We start from the raw sequence: 21,143 nt of genomic DNA, 5'->3' as shown, positions 1-21,143 counted from the left end.
GGGGCTTGCGGCTTCACGCTTGAGGCTTAATTCATGACCTGTGATTTCCTCGCCCTGGCCGTGCCGGGCGTGCAGAAGCTGTCTCCTTACGTGCCGGGCAAGCCGGTGGACGAGTTGGCGCGCGAGCTGAACCTCGACCCTGCTGCCATCGTCAAGCTGGCCAGCAACGAGAACCCGCTCGGCCCGAGCCCCAGGGTGCTGGAGGCGATCCGCGGCGAGCTGGCGGAGCTGACCCGCTATCCCGACGGCAGCGGCTTCGAGCTCAAGTACAGGCTGGCCGAGCGCTGCGGCGTTGTGCCCGCGCAGATCACCCTGGGCAACGGCTCCAACGACATTCTCGACCTGATCGCCCGTGCCTGGCTGGCGCCGGGGCTCAACGCGGTGTTCAGCGAGCACGCCTTCGCCGTCTACCCGATCTCCACCCAGGCAGCGGGCTCCGAGGGGCGAGTGGTGCCGGCGAAGAACTACGGTCATGACCTGCAGGCAATGCTTGCGGCCATCGACGCTGACACCCGCGTGGTGTTTCTCGCCAACCCAAACAACCCGACCGGTACCTGGTTCGGCCCGGACGCGCTCGAGCGCTTCCTCGCCCGGGTGCCGGAGCGCGTGCTGGTGGTCCTCGACGAGGCCTACATCGAATATGCGTCGGGCGACGAACTGCCCGACGGACTTGAGTATCTGGCCCGCTACCCAAACCTGCTGGTTTCGCGCACCTTCTCCAAGGCCTACGGCCTGGCCGCCCTGCGCGTCGGCTATGCCGTGTCCACGCCGGAGGTGGCTGCTGTGCTGAACCGCGTGCGCCAGCCGTTCAACGTCAACAGCCTGGCCCAGGTGGCCGCCTGCGCCGCGCTGAGGGATGCCGAGTACCTGGCCGAAGGCCGGCGCATCAACGATGCCGGCATGGCCCAGCTGGAAGCGGGGTTGGGCGAGCTGGGCCTGTCGTGGATTCCCAGCAAGGGCAACTTCATCGCCGTCGACTTCGGCCGCGATGCCGCGTCGATCAATGCAGCGCTGCTGTGCGAGGGGGTGATCGTGCGCCCGGTGGCCGGTTACGGCATGCCGACCTTCCTGCGGGTTTCCATCGGCCTGCCGGAAGAGAACGCCCGCTTCCTGGCGGCGCTGAAGAAGGTCCTTGCCAGTGCCTGAGCATACATTCACGCCTGTCACCGCGGTGCAACAGGTCGAACCCAAGATAGGCCGCCTGGTCGTGGTGGGGCTGGGGCTGATCGGCGGCTCCTTCGCCAAGGGGGTGCGCGAGCGCGGCCTGTGCCACGAGGTGATCGGAGTGGACCTGGACCCGCGGACCCGCGAGCAGGCCGTCGAACTGGGAGTTGTCGACCGCTGCGAGGAGGACCTGGCAGCCGCCTGTCGGGGCGCGCAGGTAATCCAGCTGGCCGTACCCATTCTGGCCATGGAGAAGCTGCTCGGCGTGCTCGCCGGGCTCGAGCTGGGCAACGTGATCATCACCGATGTCGGCAGCGCCAAGGGCCATGTGCTGCAGGCAGCGCGGCGGGTCTTCGACGGCCGGCCGCTGTGCTTCGTGCCGGGCCACCCGATCGCCGGCTCCGAGCGCAGCGGCGTGGAGGCGGCCGATGGCGAACTGTTCCGCCACCACAAGGTCATCCTGACACCGGTGCAAGAGAGCAGTCCCGAGGCACTGGCGCTGGTCGACAGAGTGTGGCGGAAACTTGGCGCGGTCGTCGAACACATGACCGTCGAGCGCCATGACCAGGTGCTCGCTGCCACGAGCCATCTGCCGCACCTGCTGGCCTTCGGTCTGGTGGACTCGCTGGCCAAGCGCAGCGAGAACCTGGAAATCTTTCGCTATGCTGCCGGCGGTTTCCGCGATTTCACGCGGATCGCGGGCAGTGATCCGGTGATGTGGCACGACATCTTCCTCGCCAACCGCGAGGCAGTGCTGCGCGCCCTCGATGTCTTTCGCAGCGACCTCGACGCCCTGCGCGCCGCGGTCGATGCAGGGGACGGGCATCAACTGCTGGGCGTGTTCACTCGCGCTCGCGTCGCCCGTGAGCATTTCAGCAAGATACTGGCCCGCCGGGCCTATGTGGATGCCATGCAAGATAACGACTTGATCTATCTGGCCCTGCCGGGCGGTCGTGCCCGCGGACATATCCGTGTTCCCGGCGACAAATCCATTTCCCACCGTTCGATCATGCTCGGCTCGCTGGCCGACGGCACGACAGAGGTGGAGGGTTTTCTCGAAGGCGAGGATGCTCTCGCCACCATCCAGGCGTTCCGCGACATGGGGGTGGTCATCGAAGGCCCACATCATGGCCGGGTGACCATTCATGGCGTGGGCCTGCACGGCCTGCAGGCGCCGCCGGGGCCTCTCTATCTGGGCAACTCGGGCACCTCCATGCGCCTTCTGTCCGGCCTGCTCGCCGCCCAGCCGTTCGACACCGTGCTGACCGGCGACGCCTCGCTTTCCAAGCGGCCGATGAATCGCGTGGCCAAGCCCCTGCGCGAGATGGGCGCGGAGATCGAGACCGGGCCGGAAGGCCGGCCGCCGCTGACCATCAAGGGCGGCCGCAAGCTCACTGGCATGCATTACCAGATGCCCATGGCCAGTGCCCAGGTGAAGTCCTGTCTGCTGCTTGCCGGCCTCTATGCCGGCGGCGAAACCTCGGTCGGCGAGCCGGCACCGACCCGCGACCACACCGAGCGCATGCTGCAGGGCTTCGGTTATCCGGTGAAGGTCGAGGGCAGCAAGGCCACCATCGAGTCCGGCCACAAGCTGACCGCGACCCAGATCGAGGTGCCGGCGGACATCTCCTCGGCGACCTTCTTCCTGGTGGCAGCGAGCATCGCCGAGGACTCCGAGCTGCTGCTCGAGCATGTCGGCATCAATCCAACCCGCACCGGGGCGATCGAGATCCTCAAGCTGATGGGCGCCGACATCAGCCTGGAGAACCCGCGCGAGGTGGGCGGGGAGCCGGTCGCCGACATTCGCGTGCGCTCGGCCCGCCTGAAGGGCATCGAAATTCCCCTGGACTTGGTGCCGCTGGCCATCGACGAGTTCCCCGTGCTGTTCGTCGCCGCGGCCTGTGCCGAGGGTCGCACCGTGCTGCGCGGCGCTGAGGAGCTGCGGGTCAAGGAGTCCGACCGCATCCAGGTGATGGCTGATGGCCTGCGGGCGCTTGGCGTCAAGGCCGAGCCAACTCCAGACGGCATCGCCATCGTGGGCGGCCCGATCGGTGGGGGCGAGGTCTACAGCCACGGCGATCACCGCATCGCCATGTCTTTCAGCATCGCCTCGCTGCGCGCCAGCGCACCGATCCGCATCCACGAGTGCGCCAACGTGGCCACATCCTTCCCCAACTTCGTCGCCCTGGCCAGGCATGTCGGCATTCGGGTGGGCGAGGAGGGCGAGTCATGAATGTCCACCCGGTCGTGATCACCATTGACGGTCCCAGCGGCTCCGGCAAGGGGACTGTGGCTGGCCTGTTGGCCAGGAAGCTCGGCTGGAATCTGCTCGACTCGGGGGCACTCTACCGCCTGCTCGCTTTCGCCGCGCGCAACCATGGCGTTGACCTGACTAACGAGGAGGCGCTCAAGGTGCTGGCCGCCCATCTGGATGTGCAGTTCGTCACCTCCACCGAGCAGCGGCCGCAGCAAATCATCCTCGAGGGCGAGGATGTCACCGACGTCATCCGCAACGAGCAGATCGGCGCCGGGGCCTCCCAGGTCGCCTCGCTGCCGGCCGTACGCGAGGCCCTGCTGCAGCGCCAGCATGCCTTCCTCGAACCGCCGGGCTTGGTGGCCGACGGTCGCGACATGGGCACCGTGGTCTTCCCGGACGCCCCACTGAAGGTCTTCCTCACCGCAAGGCCTGAGGAGCGGGCGCGTCGCCGCTACCAGCAGTTGAAGGAGAGTGGTGTTGATGCTAATCTGTCCAGTCTATTGGGCGAGATCAGCAAGCGCGACGAGCGCGACAGCCTGCGTGCCGTGGCTCCGCTCAAGGCCGCGCCCGACGCGATCCGGCTGGACTCCACGGAGCTTTCGATCGAGCAGGTGGTGGAGCGCATCATGAGCGAAATCGCTGTGCGCGATCTCGCCGGATGACACAGCAGGTCCGCAGGAAACCAGGCCCTGTACTGCGGACCTTCTTTCTAGAGAAACAAACCCACATTGTCTGGAATGTGGAGATGGGCGGTCCCCGCCCCAATCGACAGGAATCAACATGAGCGAAAGCTTTGCAGAACTTTTTGAAGAAAGCCTGAAATCCCTCGATATGCAGCCGGGTGCCATCATTACTGGCATCGTGGTCGACATCGATGGTGACTGGGTCACCGTGCATGCCGGCCTGAAGTCTGAGGGCGTCATCCCGGTCGAGCAGTTCTTCAACGAACAGGGCGAGCTGACCATCAAGGTGGGTGACGAGGTCCACGTAGCGCTGGACGCGGTGGAAGATGGCTTCGGTGAAACCAAGCTGTCTCGCGAAAAAGCCAAGCGTGCCGAGTGCTGGATCGTCCTGGAAGCGGCTTTCGCGGCAGAAGATGTTGTCAAAGGCATCATCAACGGCAAGGTCAAAGGGGGCTTCACTGTCGACATCAACGGCATCCGTGCGTTCCTGCCGGGTTCCCTGGTCGACGTCCGTCCGGTGCGCGACACCACCCACCTGGAAGGCAAAGAACTCGAGTTCAAGGTCATCAAGCTCGACCAGAAGCGCAACAACGTGGTCGTGTCCCGCCGCAGCGTCCTGGAGGCCGAGAACAGCGCCGAGCGCGAAGCCCTGCTGGAGTCCCTGCAGGAAGGCCAGCAGGTCAAGGGTATCGTCAAGAACCTCACCGACTACGGCGCGTTCGTCGACCTGGGCGGCGTGGATGGTCTGCTGCACATCACCGACATGGCCTGGAAGCGCATCAAGCATCCGTCCGAGATCGTCAATGTCGGCGACGAGATCGACGTCAAGGTGCTCAAGTTCGACCGCGAGCGCAACCGCGTCTCCCTGGGTCTGAAGCAACTGGGCGAGGATCCGTGGGTCGCCATCAAGGCCCGCTATCCGGAAAGCACCCGCGTCATGGCCCGTGTCACCAACCTCACCGACTACGGCTGCTTCGCCGAGCTGGAAGAGGGCGTGGAAGGCCTGGTGCACGTCTCCGAAATGGACTGGACCAACAAGAACATCCACCCGTCGAAAGTCGTTCAGGTCGGCGACGAACTGGAGGTCATGGTTCTGGACATCGACGAAGAGCGTCGTCGCATCTCCCTGGGCATCAAGCAGTGCAAGTCCAATCCCTGGGAAGACTTCTCCAGCCACTACAATAAGGGCGACCGTATCTCCGGCACCATCAAGTCGATCACCGATTTCGGGATCTTCATCGGTCTGGAAGGCGGTATCGACGGTCTGGTCCACCTGTCCGACATCTCCTGGAACGAGCAGGGCGAAGAAGCCGTGCGCCGTTTCAAGAAGGGCGACGAGCTGGAAACCGTCATCCTCTCCGTCGATCCGGAGCGCGAGCGCATCTCCCTGGGCATCAAGCAGCTGGCGGACGATCCGTTCTCCAACTACGCCTCCCTCAACGAGAAGGGCAGTATCGTGCGCGGCACTGTGAAGGAAGTCGATGCCAAGGGTGCGATTATCGACCTGGGCAACGACATCGAAGCCGTGCTGAAAGCCTCCGAGGTCAGCCGCGACCGCGTCGAAGATGCCCGCAATGTGCTGAAGGAAGGCGATGAAGTCGAAGCCAAGATCATCAGCATCGACCGCAAGAGCCGCGTCATCAGCCTGTCGATCAAGGCCAAGGACGTGGACGACGAGAAGGACGCCATCAAGGAACTGCGCAAGCAGGAAACCGAGGCGTCTGGTCCGACCACCATCGGCGACCTGATTCGCGCTCAGATGGGCAACCAGGGCTGAGTTCGGCGACTCGTTGAACGAAAAGGGCGACTTCGGTCGCCCTTTTTCGTTATGGGCCGCAGCAGGGGTTGGGGGCGCCCTGAACCTGTAGGAGCGGATTTATCCGCGATTGGCCATTATTCTGTGCATTCCCAGTCGCGAATAAATTCGCTCCTACGGGATCCAGCGATTCCAGACGAGGCAACGGAATGCCAGACACCACCGCCCCTCACGCCGCCAATCTGCGGCGCGGACGCTTTTCCGAGCCCGGGCGCACTATCTGATCACTACCGTCACCCATGAGCGGAGGCCGATCTTCCGTGACTTCAGATCCGGCCGCTTGCTGGTCAACGAAATGCGTCTGAGCGAGCGGGATGATCTGGTCGAGTCTCTTGCCGGGGTGGTCATGCCGGATCATCTGCATTGGCTGCTGGTGCTGCGCGATGGCCAACCTGCTGAGGCGGATCAAGGCATGCAGTACCCAGGCTATCAACCGGGAACTCCACTTGCGTGGCCAGCTCTGGCAGCGTGGCTACCATGATCGTGCCATGCGCAGGGATGACGACTTGCAGGCCAAGGCCCGCTATATCGTCGCCAACCCTCTGCGTGCCGGAATAACCTTGAAGCTGGCGGATTACCCACTATGGGATGCTGTGTGGCTTTGACGCAGCTCCTGTGGGAGCAGATTTATCTGCGACCATCGGCAGCACCAGGAGCATCGCGAATAAATTCGCTCCTACAGGCCAACGGCAGTTGCGCTGCCGCCCAAACTCCTTCCTTTTGCCTGCTCGTCGCCGCTTCGCTGTGTCCCGGGCTGTTCAAACTCTGTTCAGCATGCTAAAACCCAAACAATCAATTTTGATCTAGCCGCTTGAAAACGAAGGGAAAACCATGACCAAGTCGGAGTTGATCGAGCGCATCGTCACCCAGCAGGGCCAGCTTTCCGCAAAGGATGTGGAACTGGCCATCAAGACCATGCTGGAGCAAATGTCGCAGGCTCTGGCCACCGGGGATCGTATCGAAATCCGCGGTTTCGGCAGCTTCTCGCTGCACTACCGGGCGCCACGTGTCGGGCGCAACCCGAAAACCGGGCAAACCGTTCGCCTCGATGGCAAGTTCGTGCCGCACTTCAAGCCCGGCAAGGAGCTGCGCGATCGCGTCAATGAATGAAATGACTATGTCCTGGTCAAACGTCGGGACGGTACACTGGTCGCCCTTGGAGCCGGCTTGTTCGTGCAGCGGACTTTCACGTTGTCCCTCTTTCGCAACAGCCCGCCCGGACATAGCGAATGAAAGTGTAGTTACCACGAGAGAAATTGCTTAATGCGCCACTTCAAACGAATTTTGCTGGGATTGATCCTGCTACTGGTAGCCGCCGCCACGCTGGTGTTCGTACTGGAAAATCGCCAGGTCGCGACGCTGGTGCTCTTCGGCTGGACTACGCCGCAGCTGCCAATGGCCGTCTTCGTTTCCGCCGCCCTGCTGCTGGGCCTGCTGGCATCGCCGTTGCTGGGGATGCTGTTCTATGGCCGTTTGAGGATGCAGCTGGCCTCTCGCCAGCGTCAGCTGGTGGAATGCCAGAAAGAGCTGGCTCGGCTTACGGAGCAGCCGGCGGAATAGCCGAAGCAGCGCTTCGGCCTATCATCCAGATGACAGGGTTGTGACGCTCTTCCGGTATTTGTGCGTTTGGCCTTCCGGCCGATCGAGATCGCACCCTGTCAAGGCTTGTAATTTACCTTTGGCGCGGCACAATTCGCGCCCTCGACTTCATTGTTCTGCACCGCTCCCTGGGTTGTCCGTGCTCTTTTTTCTTCCTGCGATCACCGATGTATCGGCTCGAATGGGATGAGCCTCCGTATGAGGCGCTGTGCAGACTGACCGGGGCGACTTGGCCGAATCTTTTGCCCGGATGAATCTATCGAGCCCAAGAGAGCGCCGATTTCGGTTCCGGGCATGGTGCAGGATGGAATGCCGGGCGTATTCAAGGCGATGGAAATCTTGAGCTGAAGGATCGAGCAATGCCATACCCGGAGATTCTCCACCATGGTGCCACCCTGGGTGTCACCGGATCCTGCCACCAACTGCTGATGGATGCGCAGCACAGCCTGCTGATCGACTGCGGCCTGTTCCAGGGAGCGGAGACGTCCACTGAAGGGCGGGCCGGGGTGGGCAACCTGGCCATCGACTTCGCGCTGGATACCGTCAAGGCGCTGGTGGCGACCCATGTGCACATCGACCATGTCGGACGGATTCCCTATCTGCTGGCGGCCGGCTTCAAGGGGCCGATCCTCTGCAGCGAGCCGTCGGCCAGGCTGTTGCCCATCGTCCTGGAGGATGCCTTCAGGCTGGGAGTGAGTGGCGACCAGCAGCAGGTGGAGCGCTACCTCAAGCTGATCGGGCAGCGACTGATCGCCTTGCCCTACAAGCACTGGTTCACCCTGGCGGATACCCCGGCGCTGCTCTGCCGGATCCGCCTGCAGCGGGCCGGCCACATCCTCGGCTCGGCCTATGTGGAAGTCGATCTGAGCTATAGGTCCAGTGGCCGGAAGCGCCGCATTCTGTTCTCCGGCGATCTGGGGGCTCCCCATGCGCCGCTGCTGCCGGCTCCCCAGCCGCCTTACCGGGCCGATACCGTGGTCATCGAGAGTACCTACGGTGACCGTCTGCACGAGGACCGCCGCACTCGCCGGCAGCGTCTCGAAGCCGTCATCGAACAGGCCCTGGCCGACCAAGGCAGCGTGCTGATTCCGGCCTTCAGCGTCGGTCGCACCCAGGAGCTGCTCTACGAGCTGGAAGACATCATCCATCGCAAGACTCGATTCCGCCCGGCGGGAAACGGCGGGGGAAGCCAACTGCCTGGAAATGCCCCCGGCCAGACCGACTGGCCGCAACTGCCCATCATCCTCGACTCCCCCCTCGCCAGCCGCTTCACCCAGGCCTATCGCGAGTTGCAGCCTTTCTGGGATCTGGAGGCCATCAAGCGGGTAAAATCCGGCCGCCGGCCGCTGGGCTTCGAGCAACTGATCACGGTGGAGGCCCATGCCGATCACCTGCGCATGGTCTCGCACCTGGCGAGCACTGCCCGCCCGGCTATCATCATCGCCGGTAGCGGCATGTGTACCAGCGGACGTATCGTCAACTACCTGAAGGCCATGCTGGAAGATCGTCGACACAATGTGCTCTTCGTCGGCTACCAGGCTATGGGCACGCCCGGGCATGCTATCCAGAAATATGGGCCGCGGGGTGGTTACGTTGACCTGGACGGCGAGCGCTTCGGGATCAGGGCCGGTATTGCTACCTTGGGTGGCTATTCGGCCCATGCCGATCGGCAGGGGCTGGCGAACTTCATCACCCGTATGCGCGAATGGCCGGACGAGATACGCATCGTCCATGGCGAGGCCGAGGCCAAGCGCGGGCTAGACACCGAATTACGGCGGAGGTATGAGCAAAAACAGAAGAGGGTAAGCATCATTACCCCCTGAAAGGTTGTTAAGCAAGAAGCCGGCTGGCTAGGTCGACCAGTGCCAAAGACCTGCCTGGCATGCAGGGTAGGAAGTGTTGCCAGACGTGCGAGCGAAGTCCGTTGGAGCGTACCCTGGGACGTTGGGTGAATCGGAAAAGCTCCCTGCGATGGCCAGGGCCGGATCAGGGGCAAGGTGACACGGAATATGAACAGTCGCACTGTGAATGATGCATGCAGCATACGTGAGGGCAAGGCGTGGTATCTCGTGCAGTGTAAACCTCGCCAAGACGAACGGGCCGAAGAAAATCTGAGGCGCCAAGGGTACGAATACTTTCGTCCGCAGTACCGGCGGGAGCGCCTGGTGCGTGGAGCCCTGCAGATCCAGAGCGAGTCGCTGTTCCCAGGTTATCTGTTCATCCGGTTGGCAGCCGATGCCAACTGGGCGCCGCTGCGCTCGACGCGTGGCGTCAGTCGCCTGGTCGGCTTTGGCGGCATGCCGCTGTCCATTGCCGACGAACTGATCGACGAACTGCAGCGACGTGTCGAGCCGCTACCTGAGCCTGCCCTGAAGCCCGGCGACAGGGTGCGCATCGTCACGGGAGGCTTCGCGGAGTTGGATGCCATCTTCCTGGCGTTGGACGGTGAGGAGCGAGTTACTTTGCTGATGAACCTGCTTCATCGTGAGCATCGATTGAGCCTGCCTTTGGAAAGCATACGCAAATATTGATAACTCTCCGCCCGGAGGCAGCAGGTCTGCACCTGGGCGGCTCTATATATAGATGTACCAGCGTTTTCAGGAAATTGACGGTCAAATCGAAAGGTAGCGTGTCTGAAGGCCATATTCGGTATCAGTAATCCATATGGCTTGCCTCACTTGCTATTTCGATTGAGGAAAGCCGGTGTACCCCGGCAGGCGTTTTGGTGATATCTGCCTCGCAGACCGCGAGTATCAGGAGAGCTTGAAAGACATGACCATTCTGGTAACAGGCAGTGCAGGGTTTATCGGGGCGAATTTTGTCCTTGACTGGCTGCTCCAATATGATGAGGCGGTTGTCAGCCTCGACAAGCTGACCTACGCAGGAAATCTGGCCAATCTGCAAAGCCTGGATGGTGATAGCCGGCACGTCTTCATCAAGGGTGATATAGGTGACTCGAAACTGGTCGCCGAGCTACTGGAAGAATACCGGCCGCGTGCTGTCATCAACTTCGCCGCCGAGTCGCATGTGGATCGTTCGATTCAGGGTCCGGAAGACTTCATTCAGACCAACATCGTGGGGACCTTCCGCCTGCTGGAGACCGTGCGTGCCTACCATGGTCAGCCGCATACCGAGGCTGCTGCTTTCCGTTTCCTGCATGTCTCGACGGATGAGGTATATGGCTCGCTGGAGCCGACCGCTCCGGCTTTTACCGAACTGAATCGCTATGAGCCGAACAGTCCCTATTCAGCCTCCAAGGCTGCTTCGGATCATCTGGTTCGTGCTTACCAGCACACCTACGGGCTGCCGGTGCTGACCACCAACTGCTCGAACAATTACGGGCCGTATCACTTCCCGGAAAAGCTCATCCCCCTGGTCATCCACAATGCCTTGGCAGGAAAACCACTACCTATTTATGGGGATGGCCAGCAAATCCGCGATTGGCTGTATGTGAAAGATCATTGCAGTGCAATCCGTCGGGTACTGGAAGCGGGCAAGCCGGGCGAAACCTACAACGTCGGGGGCTGGAACGAAAAAACCAACCTCGACGTGGTGAACACCCTGTGCGACATCCTTGATCAGGAGCAGCCGCGCAGCGATGGCTCGAGCTACCGCAAGCAAATCGTCTTCGTCAAGGATCGTCCCGGACACGACCGTCGTTATGCCATCGATGCCACCAAGCTAGAGCGCGACCTGGGCTGGAAACCAGCGGAAACCTTTGAAACCGGTATACGCAAAACCGTTCGCTGGTACCTGGATAATCAAGCTTGGGTTGACAATGTCACCAGCGGTGCCTATCGAGATTGGGTGAGCGAACACTATCAATGAAAATTCTGCTATTGGGAGCCAACGGTCAGGTTGGCTGGGAACTACAGCGGGCCCTCGTGCCGTTGGGGCCGCTACATATCTGCGATCGCAACCATGCTGATCTGGATAGACCGGAAAGCCTGACCGCGCTGGTCGAGCAGATACAGCCACAGGTCATCGTCAATGCTGCTGCCTATACCGCTGTGGACAGGGCCGAGTCCGACGAGGCTTGCTCGCGTCGGGTGAATGCCGAGTCGGTGGGGGTGCTGGCGGGTGCTGCGCAAAAATGCGGCGCCTGGCTGGTGCATTACTCGACCGATTACGTGTTCGATGGCAGCAAGGCGATAGCTTACGAAGAGGACGATCCCGTTGCGCCGCTGAGCGTATATGGGCAAACGAAGCTGGAAGGCGAGCAAGCCATTCAGGCTTCAGGCTGCAAACACCTGATCCTGAGAACCAGCTGGGTGTACGCTGCGCGCGGCAGCAACTTCGTCAAGACCATGCTGCGCCTGGCTGCCGAGCGCGAAGAGTTGCGCGTGATCGCCGATCAGATCGGCTCCCCAACTAGCGCCGAGCTGATCGCGGATGTCACTGCCCTCATGCTGCAGCGGTTTGACCATGATCGAGCATTGGCCGAAAAAGCGGCTGGTACCTATCATTTAGTCGCAGCCGGCGAAACCAACTGGCATGGCTACGCACGGTTCGTCATTGCCAGGGCGGCTGCACTGGGCATGCCACTCAAGGCCACCCCTGACGACATCCACGCGATCGGTACCGCTGACTATCCGCTGCCGGCTCGGCGTCCAGCCAACTCCCGGCTCGACACCAGCAAACTCCGGCGCACCTTTGGCTTGCATCTTCCGCAATGGGAATATCACGTCGAACGCATGCTGCAGGAACTCATCATCAAGGCATAGGAGCAGGCTCGCCTGTACCATGCAGATATACCGCAGATGCAGGCGCGTGCTGCAAAAGGGGCATGTGCCTCATATCGCTAATCGAACAGAAAAATGCTCATGAAACGCAAAGGCATCATCCTCGCCGGTGGCTCCGGTACCCGCCTGCATCCAGCTACCCTGGCCATCTCCAAACAACTGCTGCCGGTTTACGACAAGCCGATGATCTACTACCCGCTGAGCACTCTGATGCTGGCCGGTATCCGTGACATCCTGATCATTTCCACCCCGCAGGATACCCCGCGCTTCACGCAACTGCTGGGTGACGGCAGCCAGTGGGGGCTCAATCTCGCCTATGCGGTCCAGCCGTCCCCGGATGGCCTGGCCCAGGCTTTCCTGATCGGCGAAGATTTCCTCGGTAACGACCCGTCGGCACTAGTGCTCGGCGACAACATCTACTACGGCCACGACTTCCAGGATCTCTTGCATAACGCCATGCTCCGCGAGCAGGGTGCCAGCGTATTCGCTTACCACGTGTACGATCCCGAGCGTTACGGTGTAGTGGAATTCGACGCGCAAGGGAAGGCCATCAGCCTGGAAGAAAAGCCGCTGCAGCCCAAGTCCCACTATGCAGTCACCGGTCTGTACTTCTACGACCAGCAAGTGGTCGACATCGCCAAGAGCATCAAGCCCTCGGCCCGTGGCGAGCTGGAAATCACCGACGTCAATCGTACCTATCTGGAGCAGGGCAAGCTCTCGGTGGAAATCATGGGCCGCGGCTACGCCTGGCTGGACACCGGCACCCATGATTCGTTGCTCGATGCCAGCCAGTTCATCGCCACCCTGGAAAGTCGCCAGGGCCTGAAGGTCGCCTGTCCCGAGGAAATCGCCTTCCGTCAGAAATGGATCGATGCCGAACAGTTGGAGAAGCTCGCCGAGCCCCTGTCGAAGAACGGCTATGGCAACTACCTCAAGCGCATCCTGGTGGAGACAGTCTACTAATGAAAGCCACCCCGCTTGATATTGCCGGTCTGATTCTGTTCGAACCCAATGTGTTTGGCGATGATCGCGGCTTCTTTTTTGAAAGCTACAACCAGGGGCATTTTGAGGATGCCGTCGGACGCGCAGTGACTTTTGTCCAGGACAACCACTCCCGCTCTTCGCGGGGGGTGTTGCGAGGGCTTCACTATCAATTGCTGCCGCATGCCCAGGGCAAGCTGGTACGGGTCATCCAGGGCGAGGTGTTCGACGTTGCCGTGGATATCCGCAGGTCGTCGCCTACCTTCGGGCAATGGGCCGGAGTGTTGCTGTCCGCGGAAAACAAGCGCCAGTTCTGGGTTCCGGAAGGCTTTGCCCATGGTTTCGTGACGCTCTCGGAGAGCGCCGAGTTCCTGTACAAGACAACCCGCTATTACGCTCCGCAAAGCGAGCGCAGCATTCTCTGGAATGACCCGGCATTGGCCATCGACTGGCACGGCGTCAACGCTCCATTGCTTTCCGGCAAGGACCAGAAGGCCCCCCTGCTCGTCGATGCCGAGGTGTTTCCATGAATCCACACGCAGCGCAACCAAGCTCATTGCTGGCTTTTGCGCGTAGCTTGTGGAAGCACCGCCAGTTGATCAAGCAAATGATCAGGCGCGAGGTGATCGGTCGCTACCAGGGCTCCTTCCTGGGGCTTGGCTGGTCCTTCCTCAACCCGCTGCTGATGTTGTGCGTCTATACCTTCGTTTTCTCGGTGGTGTTCAAGGCACGCTGGGGGGTGGCTCCGGAAGGGGGAGAGGAAAACAAGTTCATGTTCGCCATCGTGCTCTTCGTCGGCATGATCGTGCATGCGCTGTTCGCGGAAATCCTCAACCGTGCGCCAGGACTGGTCGTCGGCAACGTCAACTATGTCAAGAAGGTCGTCTTTCCCCTGGAGATACTGCCGGTAGTCACGACCGGGGCGGCCCTGTTCCATGCCCTGGTCAGCCTGGCGGTCTGGCTGCTGGTCTACGGTGTGTCCGTCGGCGTGCCGCACTGGCAGGTTCTGCTGCTTCCCATCGTCATGCTGCCATTGCTGGTGCTGGCTCTGGGCCTGGCCTGGTTTCTCGCTTCGCTGGGAGTTTTTCTGCGGGACGTGGGGCAGACGATTGCAATCGTCACCACCATCATGATGTTCCTGGCCCCGGTGTTCTTTCCGGTGGACAGCCTGCCGGAAGAGTTTCAGCCGTTGATCATGGCCAATCCAATTACCTTCATCATCGAGCAGGCGCGTGATGTGCTGATCAAGGGGCAGCTGCCGGATTTTGCCGGGCTGTCCCGTTACTTTGCTGTGGCGTTGGCCGTAATGTGGGCTGGTTTTGCCTGGTTTCAGAAGACCCGCAAAGGATTTTCCGATGTGCTCTGATGTTGCGATCAAAGTAGAAAGCCTGAGTAAATGCTTTCATATCTATGACAAGCCTCGTGATCGCCTGCTGCAAATGCTCAGCGGAGGTAGCCGGAAGTTTTTTCGCGAATTCTGGGCCTTGCGTGACGTATCGTTCAGCATACAGAAAGGCGAAACGGTAGGCATCGTCGGGCGCAACGGCAGCGGCAAGTCCACCTTGCTGCAGATCATCTGCGGCACCTTGACGCCTACCTCAGGCCAGGTGCAGACCCGCGGGCGTATCGCTGCCCTGCTGGAACTGGGCTCGGGCTTCAACCCGGAGTTCAGTGGGCGCGAGAACGTCTACATGAATGCGGCGGTGCTTGGCCTGTCGAAAGAGGAAACCGATGCCCGCTTTGCCGAGATAGAGGCCTTTGCCGAAATCGGCGACTTTATCGACCAGCCGGTCAAGACCTATTCCAGCGGGATGATGGTGCGGCTGGCCTTTGCCGTGGCTATCAATGTCGATCCGCAAATTCTTATCGTGGACGAAGCATTATCGGTGGGCGACGAGCTGTTCCAGCGCAAGTGCTTCGCAAGGATCGAAACGATCAAGGCCAGTGGCGCAACCATCCTCTTCGTATCGCACGCCGGTAGCACCGTCATCGAACTCTGTAACCGCGCCATTCTGATGGATAATGGCGACAAGCTTGCCGAGGGGCTGCCTAAATCGATTATCGGCAAGTACCAGAAGCTCCTCTATGCGCCAGCGGACAAGGTAGAAGCGATTCGCGCTGCAGTCAGTGGAGATAACCACAAGGAATCCCTGTCAGCTGAATCTCCAGCCTCGACACTGGAGACCGTGGCGCAAAAGCAAGTCACGCCTGGGGTGGATGAGTATTTCGATCCGAATCTGCGATCGCAGAGCGTATTGTCCTACGAGTCCCATGGACTGCTCATCAAGGAATCGCAAATCCTCAATCTTGCCGGCGAGCCGGTGAACTGCCTCAAGCGCGGCAAGACTTACCGTTATACCTATCAAGTGAGTTTTTCTGTCGGTGCCACCGGAGTCCGGTTTGGCATGATGATCAAGACCCTGGCTGGGGTAGAACTCGGTGGAGCGGTCAGTGCCGCCAACCTGCAGGATGCCATTCCCCATGTGGAGAAGGGGACAGTCATCCAGGTCGAGTTCACGTTTCAGTGCAACCTCAATCCGGGTACTTACTTTCTGAATGCCGGTGTACTGGGTGCGACAGGAGAAAGCGAAACCTATTTGCATCGTTTGCTGGATGCCTGTCTGTTCCGTGTATTACCTGCGACGGACAAGACAGCTACTGGAGTTGTAGACTTCAAGTGTGTCCCAGACTTCACTATTTCAAACCAATAAAAGTTTAGGTATATGGAGCAGAAACATATAGTTGTTGTGCTGGGCATGCATCGAAGCGGCACTTCTGCAATCACTCGAAGCTTGCAGGTGCTGGGGGTTGAGCTTGGTGATAATTTAATTCCGCCTAATGCTAATGTTAATGCAAAAGGTTTTTGGGAAGATGTGGACGTCAATGCGCTCAACATTGAGTTGCTTGCTGCCCTGGGCCACGACTGGCATACCTTGACGCCCTTATTGCCCGAGCATTTGAACTCTTCGATTCTAGATACCTTCAAATTGCGCGCCGTGCAGCTGTTGCGCGAAAAGTTATCGGCCGTTGACTGTTTTGGCCTGAAGGACCCCCGGATAGCCAGATTGCTCCCCTTCTGGATGAGCGTGTTTGCTCATCTGAATGCTCAGGTCAGCTATGTGATTGCCTGCCGTCACCCCATGAGTGTGGTTCGCTCTCTGGCCAAGCGAGACGGTTTCGCCCTGGAGAAGGCTTACCAGCTATGGTTGGAGCACATGTTGGCAAGCTTGGAAGGGACGCAAAACCATCCCCGAATCGTTGTCGATTATGATCTGCTCATAGAGGAGCCGGCCGCCCAACTGCAGCGAATCGCGGAAACATTGGGATTCGAATTCGACGCGAGCAGCCAAGGTTTTGCCGAGTACAAGGAGGAGTTTCTGGAGGAAGGCCTTCGGCATAGCCGTTTTGCAGCAGCCGATCTGCGCCTGGACAAAGCAGCTCCTCCGCAGGTGGAGGAGTTGTACGGTGCTCTGTTGCAGATGGCCAGTGACCAGATGGGCCCTGATGCGCAAGAAGCAGAGAGGCTTCTTGCAAAGTTGTCCGAGGGACTGCAGCGGAACTACTCGCTACTGCATTACACTGATCAATGTGAGAAGCAGATCAACGAGTTCGCCAGCCAGGTTGCAGTTCAGGAAAGGCAAATCGCTGACTGCAACTCACAGATCCATGGCCTGAATCAGGCTATTGCCGAGCGTGAAGGCCAGATTGGCTGCCTGAGAGATGTTATCGCCGAGTACGATGGTCAGATCCGCATGCTCAACCAGACGGTTGACGATCAGGAAGGGCGGATAGATAGGCTGAACAATGTTATAGCCGAGCGCGATGGTCAGATTCACGAGCTGAATCAGGTAATCGCGGACAGAGAAGTATACATCGACAGCCTGAAGGGTGCTGTCGCCGAGAGTGACAAGCAGATTCACAGCTTGAATCAAATAATCGCGGAAAGAGAAGGACAGATTGGCGGCCTGAATGGGGTTGTGGGTGAGCGAGACATTCAGATTGCCTCCATGCAGGTAACGCTGGATGCCCTGCACAATTCCAAAAGTTGGCGTGTCACTGCTCCTTTGCGGCGCATCGGCCTTCTAAGACGCAAGGCTAAAGATGTGAAGGGTATTGCTTGCCGCCAGCTACAGAGTGAGTCTCTGTCGGTTCTTCTGAAAAAGATTGTGAGGATCTTGCGCCAGGAAGGCCTGAGCGGGCTAAGGGCGAGGGTTCGTCAGCAGCATTTCCTATCGACACTATCCCCTGCACCGCAATTTGTCCAATCCCCCGCTGGTACAAGTACGGCTCTCATGCGTGCGGCCATTGTTCGTCATTCCGAGGGACGCTACGAATTGGCTGCTGCACCTAAAGGCTATACCTATATCGAGCCGCAACGACCTGCTGACCTGGAAGCCCAACTCGCAGCCCTCGACTCTGCGCCTTTGTTCTCGATCGTGGTGCCGGTTTACAACACGCCTCCCGAACTGCTGGATGCCATGCTCTCATCCGTGCAAGCGCAGTGGTATCCGCACTGGGAGCTGATATTGGCCGATGATGCCAGCCCGTCCGAAGTGACCCGACAAGTATTGGCTCGGATCGACAATCCGAAAATCAAGATACTGCACCTGGAAAGCAACAAGGGCATTTCAGGTGCCACAAATGTGGGCCTGGAGGCTGCGCAAGGTGAGTTCATCGTGTTCATGGATCATGATGATGAGCTGACCGTGGACTGTTTGTATGAATTGGCGTTATGTATCAACCGCGATCAGCCGGATTTCATCTATAGCGATGAGGACAAGCTTACTGAAGAAGGGGAATATACCCAGCCGCATTTCAAGCCGGACTGGTCTCCCGATACCATTATGAGCACCATGTTCACCTGCCACGTATCTTGTGTGCGTCGCAGTCTGTTGAGCAAGGTGGGGGAGCTGCGTTCGGAGTTCGACGGTTGTCAGGACTGGGATTTTGTCCTGCGTGTCGTCGAGCACACCAACCGTATCAGTCACATCGCCAAAGTGTTATATCACTGGCGTATCATTCCCACTTCCGTTGCGTCGGATATCGCTGCCAAGCCTTATGTACTTGAAGCATCCCGTCGCGTTCGAATAGATGCTTTGGAGCGCCGTGGCTTCAAAGGCAGCGTGGAGCCGGTTACCCAAGTTCCAGGATATTTCCGCGTTAACTATCACCTGCAAGACTCGCCGCTAATCTCGATCATCATCCCAAGTCGGGACAATGGCGCGGTTCTTCGCCGTTGCATCGACTCCATTCAGGAAAAGAGCCGTTATCGGAGCTTCGAAATCATCATTCTCGATAATGGTTCTGTTGAAGCCTCCACTGTCGCCTACCTTCAGGAGGTGCAAGATCAGGGGCTGGCCAAGGTCATTCGTCATGATGCGCCGTTCAATTTCTCTGAGCTGAACAATATTGGTGTGAAGAATGCCAAAGGCGAATTGTTGTTGTTTCTCAACGACGACACTGAAGTGCTCTGCTGTGACTGGCTGGAGCGCATGGGAGGATATGCGCAGCTGCCGCATATTGGAGCAGTAGGGGCAAAACTGCTCTACCCTGGTGGTAATGAAATTCAGCATGCGGGGGTTGTTAACTTGCATCATGGTCCCGGACACGCCTTCCTGCGCCAGGATAGTGACCGTCCGAGCTATTTTATGCGCAACTTGCTGGAATACAACTGGCTAGCAGTCACAGGCGCCTGCTTGATGATGGAGGCCCGCAAGTTCGATGCGTTGGGCGGTTTCGATGAAGCCCTACCGATCGCCTATAACGATATCGAGCTATGCATGCGAGGTGTCGAAAAGGGATACTACAATGTCGTGTGCCAAGCGGTGACGCTGACTCACTATGAATCGGTCAGCCGAGGCCTTGACCACATTGATCCTATCAAAATGGCGCGCCTGCAGTGCGAACTTCGGCGTCTTTACGAGATCCATCCATTCTTTTTCCAATACGATCCCTTTCATAATCCGAATCTGCACCCCAACGGAATCAACTTCGAGGTGCCTGCATGATGAAGGGCATGACTAGGAATGACTGTGAAGTGCTTGACGTAACTGCTGTAAGTACTCAATTCGCTGATAGCGATGACCTTCAGTACCTAATTGAAAGAGCCGCAGCGATTTCCTTCGATTTTTTCGATACGCTTTTCGTCCGTCCTCTTGCCTACCCCGAGGATGCTTTCGATATCCTTGGCTGTCAATTCGATATCCCCGATTTCCGCGCTATGCGGCGTGCAGCGCAGGCTGAGGCCTTCCGCCAGATGTTGGCCTCAGGGCGCAAGGAAATCACGTTGGAGAATATCTACGCCTGTCTCGTAGAAACAGGCACTCCCGTCGATGTGTTGATGCGCGCTGAATATGAACTGGAACAGGCGCTGATAGAGCCAAACCCGGAATTATTCCCTCTGTTTCGTACGCTGCTCGACAGTGGCAAGCCCGTAGTCATCACCTCGGATATGTATCTGTCTTCCAGCTTCTTCCGTGAGGCGTTTCGACCACATGGGCTGGACCATGTGCCTCTGTTCATTTCCGCGGATTGCAATGCCACCAAGCGCGATACCGGCGAGCTCTTCGATATTCTGGCAAGCAGATTGGGAGTGCAAGCGAGGGAAATCCTGCATATTGGAGATAACGAACTGGCCGATGTGAAACGGCCTCGCGAGAAAGGGCTGATGACCTTCCATTATCGGCCCAGCCATTTACGCAGCGTCAAGAAAGACATTTCACTTGCAACCTCCATTGGGCATGGCCTACTGCATACGAGTGCCCGTGATATCGAGCCGAACTCCTATGCTGAACTCGGCTTCCTTTATGGTGGAGCCGCAAATCTTGGGTTCCTTGAGTGGATAAAGGAACGCGCCCGTCAGGATGGCATTGATCACGTACTTTTCTTGTCTCGCGATGGTTATGCGCTTGAACGCATAGCCCGAGCTCAGGGAGGTTGCGGGTTGCCTGATTTCTGTTATTTCTTGGGTTCACGCACGGCTTATACGTTGGCTTCCATCACAGCCGATAACTTCAGCCAGTTTTTCCCATTCCTGCTCTCGGGAGGAGATGGTCTCGCGCCATATGAGCTTCTGGAGCGCATTGGCGTGCAGCCGCCATCACCGCAGATCATGGCGCATCTGGGATTGGGGGCTGATGTGCGTGTTTGTCCAGCATTGCATGGAAAAATAGCCAGTTTCCTGTATGCCTATCGCTGGGAAATTTTGAAAGTGTGCCAGCGCAACCGCCGTGCGTTGTATCAATATCTCAAACAACTGGGAATTCACACGGGAAGCCGGGTGGCTCTGGTCGATGTGGGCTGGAGCGGCACTACCCAGGAAGCCTTCGAGATAGCCATAAAGCCCCTGATGCACCTTGAGGTGTTCGGCTATTATTTTTGTCTGGCCGATACGCCCGAGCGCTTGCGGCGTACGCAGACCCAACGGATGTCAGCTATGGTGACTGCGGCCAATACATCTACAGCAACCATTGCTGAGATTTACGCCAGCCGGGTGGCGGTGGAGTTGTTTTTCACTGCGCCACATCATTCTGTTATCGGTTTACGGGTGGGTCCAAAAGGCATAGAGCCTGTACTGGATGCCGGGCGTGGTAATGTCGAGAGTCTGCATGTAATAGCTGAAGCCCTGAATCAGGGGGGCGAAGATTTTGTTAAGAGTTACGGTAAGTTACAGCAGCGGCTAGATATACAGATGTCTCCCTTGCAACTTGCCTGGCCGCTGATTGAGTTGATCACCGAAGCTTCGGGGGATGCGCATGAATTGCTAAGGCAGGTCAAGAATTTCGATGCTTGGGGAAGCTCGCGTAATCACGAGCTGAAGTTGTCTGGCTATACATTCAAAAAAATATAACAAAAAAATGTGGAAAGGCCTGTGGAGATGGTTTTTTTGTGCTTGCACAAAT

The 21,143-nt window shown here is 58.9% G+C and carries 16 protein-coding genes and 1 pseudogene; all 17 read left to right on the top strand.

The genetic code is table 11. The features are described 5' to 3' along the window. Positions 1-33 precede the first annotated feature (33 nt). Entirely contained in the window at positions 34-1,146 is a 1,113-nt protein-coding gene (gene hisC / locus ACYVD0_RS21210; protein ID WP_460428638.1) for a pyridoxal phosphate-dependent aminotransferase, read from the top strand. Further along, on the top strand, positions 1,139-3,397 hold the full coding sequence (locus tag ACYVD0_RS21205) for a bifunctional prephenate dehydrogenase/3-phosphoshikimate 1-carboxyvinyltransferase (RefSeq protein WP_460428637.1): 2,259 nt from the start codon (positions 1,139-1,141) through the stop codon (positions 3,395-3,397). The genes hisC and ACYVD0_RS21205 overlap by 8 nt, the downstream gene beginning before the upstream one ends. Continuing rightward, on the top strand, positions 3,394-4,083 hold the full coding sequence (cmk, locus tag ACYVD0_RS21200; RefSeq protein WP_460428636.1) for a (d)CMP kinase: 690 nt from the start codon (positions 3,394-3,396) through the stop codon (positions 4,081-4,083). The genes ACYVD0_RS21205 and cmk overlap by 4 nt, the downstream gene beginning before the upstream one ends. 118 nt (positions 4,084-4,201) lie before the next feature. Then, complete coding sequence (gene rpsA, locus ACYVD0_RS21195; protein ID WP_460428635.1) at positions 4,202-5,881, top strand: 30S ribosomal protein S1; 1,680 nt, start codon at positions 4,202-4,204, stop codon at positions 5,879-5,881. 188 nt (positions 5,882-6,069) lie between these two features. Then, positions 6,070-6,525 (top strand): annotated as a pseudogene (locus ACYVD0_RS21190) (REP-associated tyrosine transposase). Between the two features lie 226 nt (positions 6,526-6,751). Then, on the top strand, positions 6,752-7,030 hold the full coding sequence (ihfB, locus tag ACYVD0_RS21185; RefSeq protein ID WP_012700218.1) for an integration host factor subunit beta: 279 nt from the start codon (positions 6,752-6,754) through the stop codon (positions 7,028-7,030). 153 nt (positions 7,031-7,183) lie between these two features. Continuing rightward, on the top strand, positions 7,184-7,480 hold the full coding sequence (locus ACYVD0_RS21180; RefSeq protein WP_460428634.1) for a lipopolysaccharide assembly protein LapA domain-containing protein: 297 nt from the start codon (positions 7,184-7,186) through the stop codon (positions 7,478-7,480). A 398-nt stretch (positions 7,481-7,878) separates the two neighbouring features. Further along, positions 7,879-9,342 (top strand): MBL fold metallo-hydrolase RNA specificity domain-containing protein, encoded by a 1,464-nt coding sequence (locus ACYVD0_RS21175; RefSeq protein WP_460428633.1) that lies wholly within the window; start codon positions 7,879-7,881, stop codon positions 9,340-9,342. A gap of 186 nt (positions 9,343-9,528) precedes the next feature. After that, entirely contained in the window at positions 9,529-10,050 is a 522-nt protein-coding gene (gene rfaH, locus ACYVD0_RS21170) for a transcription/translation regulatory transformer protein RfaH (RefSeq protein WP_460428632.1), read from the top strand. A gap of 241 nt (positions 10,051-10,291) precedes the next feature. Continuing rightward, positions 10,292-11,347 (top strand): dTDP-glucose 4,6-dehydratase, encoded by a 1,056-nt coding sequence (rfbB, locus tag ACYVD0_RS21165; protein ID WP_460428631.1) that lies wholly within the window; start codon positions 10,292-10,294, stop codon positions 11,345-11,347. Beyond that, positions 11,344-12,243 carry an SDR family oxidoreductase gene (rfbD, locus tag ACYVD0_RS21160; RefSeq protein ID WP_460428630.1) on the top strand — a complete coding sequence of 300 codons (900 nt, stop codon included), beginning with the start codon at positions 11,344-11,346 and terminating at the stop codon, positions 12,241-12,243. The genes rfbB and rfbD overlap by 4 nt, the downstream gene beginning before the upstream one ends. A gap of 99 nt (positions 12,244-12,342) precedes the next feature. Next, on the top strand, positions 12,343-13,224 hold the full coding sequence (gene rfbA, locus ACYVD0_RS21155; RefSeq protein WP_460428629.1) for a glucose-1-phosphate thymidylyltransferase RfbA: 882 nt from the start codon (positions 12,343-12,345) through the stop codon (positions 13,222-13,224). Next, on the top strand, positions 13,224-13,772 hold the full coding sequence (rfbC, locus tag ACYVD0_RS21150) for a dTDP-4-dehydrorhamnose 3,5-epimerase family protein (protein ID WP_460428628.1): 549 nt from the start codon (positions 13,224-13,226) through the stop codon (positions 13,770-13,772). The genes rfbA and rfbC overlap by 1 nt, the downstream gene beginning before the upstream one ends. After that, positions 13,769-14,608 (top strand): ABC transporter permease, encoded by an 840-nt coding sequence (locus ACYVD0_RS21145; protein WP_460428627.1) that lies wholly within the window; start codon positions 13,769-13,771, stop codon positions 14,606-14,608. Before rfbC ends, ACYVD0_RS21145 begins: the two co-directional genes overlap by 4 nt. Beyond that, the gene (locus ACYVD0_RS21140) at positions 14,598-15,953 is read left to right on the top strand and encodes an ABC transporter ATP-binding protein (protein ID WP_460428626.1); all 1,356 of its coding nucleotides are present in this window, start codon (positions 14,598-14,600) and stop codon (positions 15,951-15,953) included. Before ACYVD0_RS21145 ends, ACYVD0_RS21140 begins: the two co-directional genes overlap by 11 nt. A 12-nt stretch (positions 15,954-15,965) precedes the next feature. After that, on the top strand, positions 15,966-19,250 hold the full coding sequence (locus tag ACYVD0_RS21135; protein ID WP_460428625.1) for a glycosyltransferase: 3,285 nt from the start codon (positions 15,966-15,968) through the stop codon (positions 19,248-19,250). Beyond that, positions 19,247-21,091, top strand: a complete 1,845-nt coding sequence (locus tag ACYVD0_RS21130; protein ID WP_460428624.1) for an HAD family hydrolase — start codon at positions 19,247-19,249, stop codon at positions 21,089-21,091. Before ACYVD0_RS21135 ends, ACYVD0_RS21130 begins: the two co-directional genes overlap by 4 nt. Positions 21,092-21,143: the final 52 nt, after the last annotated feature.

It is taken from the genome of Azotobacter armeniacus (assembly GCF_054779355.1).
Note: the sequence above shows the minus strand (reverse complement) of the source record. Positions and strands in the feature narration are given on the sequence as shown.

What these genes read in the sequence shown, in the direction of transcription:
- hisC (WP_460428638.1), top strand. Translation starts at nt 34, where the DNA reads ATGACCTGTGATTTCCTCGCCCTGGCCGTGCCGGGCGTGCAGAAGCTG.
- cmk (WP_460428636.1), top strand. Translation starts at nt 3,394, where the DNA reads ATGAATGTCCACCCGGTCGTGATCACCATTGACGGTCCCAGCGGCTCC.
- rpsA (WP_460428635.1), top strand. Translation starts at nt 4,202, where the DNA reads ATGAGCGAAAGCTTTGCAGAACTTTTTGAAGAAAGCCTGAAATCCCTC.
- ihfB (WP_012700218.1), top strand. Translation starts at nt 6,752, where the DNA reads ATGACCAAGTCGGAGTTGATCGAGCGCATCGTCACCCAGCAGGGCCAG.
- ACYVD0_RS21180 (WP_460428634.1), top strand. Translation starts at nt 7,184, where the DNA reads ATGCGCCACTTCAAACGAATTTTGCTGGGATTGATCCTGCTACTGGTA.
- ACYVD0_RS21175 (WP_460428633.1), top strand. Translation starts at nt 7,879, where the DNA reads ATGCCATACCCGGAGATTCTCCACCATGGTGCCACCCTGGGTGTCACC.
- rfaH (WP_460428632.1), top strand. Translation starts at nt 9,529, where the DNA reads ATGAACAGTCGCACTGTGAATGATGCATGCAGCATACGTGAGGGCAAG.
- rfbB (WP_460428631.1), top strand. Translation starts at nt 10,292, where the DNA reads ATGACCATTCTGGTAACAGGCAGTGCAGGGTTTATCGGGGCGAATTTT.
- rfbD (WP_460428630.1), top strand. Translation starts at nt 11,344, where the DNA reads ATGAAAATTCTGCTATTGGGAGCCAACGGTCAGGTTGGCTGGGAACTA.
- rfbA (WP_460428629.1), top strand. Translation starts at nt 12,343, where the DNA reads ATGAAACGCAAAGGCATCATCCTCGCCGGTGGCTCCGGTACCCGCCTG.
- rfbC (WP_460428628.1), top strand. Translation starts at nt 13,224, where the DNA reads ATGAAAGCCACCCCGCTTGATATTGCCGGTCTGATTCTGTTCGAACCC.
- ACYVD0_RS21145 (WP_460428627.1), top strand. Translation starts at nt 13,769, where the DNA reads ATGAATCCACACGCAGCGCAACCAAGCTCATTGCTGGCTTTTGCGCGT.
- ACYVD0_RS21140 (WP_460428626.1), top strand. Translation starts at nt 14,598, where the DNA reads ATGTGCTCTGATGTTGCGATCAAAGTAGAAAGCCTGAGTAAATGCTTT.
- ACYVD0_RS21135 (WP_460428625.1), top strand. Translation starts at nt 15,966, where the DNA reads ATGGAGCAGAAACATATAGTTGTTGTGCTGGGCATGCATCGAAGCGGC.
- ACYVD0_RS21130 (WP_460428624.1), top strand. Translation starts at nt 19,247, where the DNA reads ATGATGAAGGGCATGACTAGGAATGACTGTGAAGTGCTTGACGTAACT.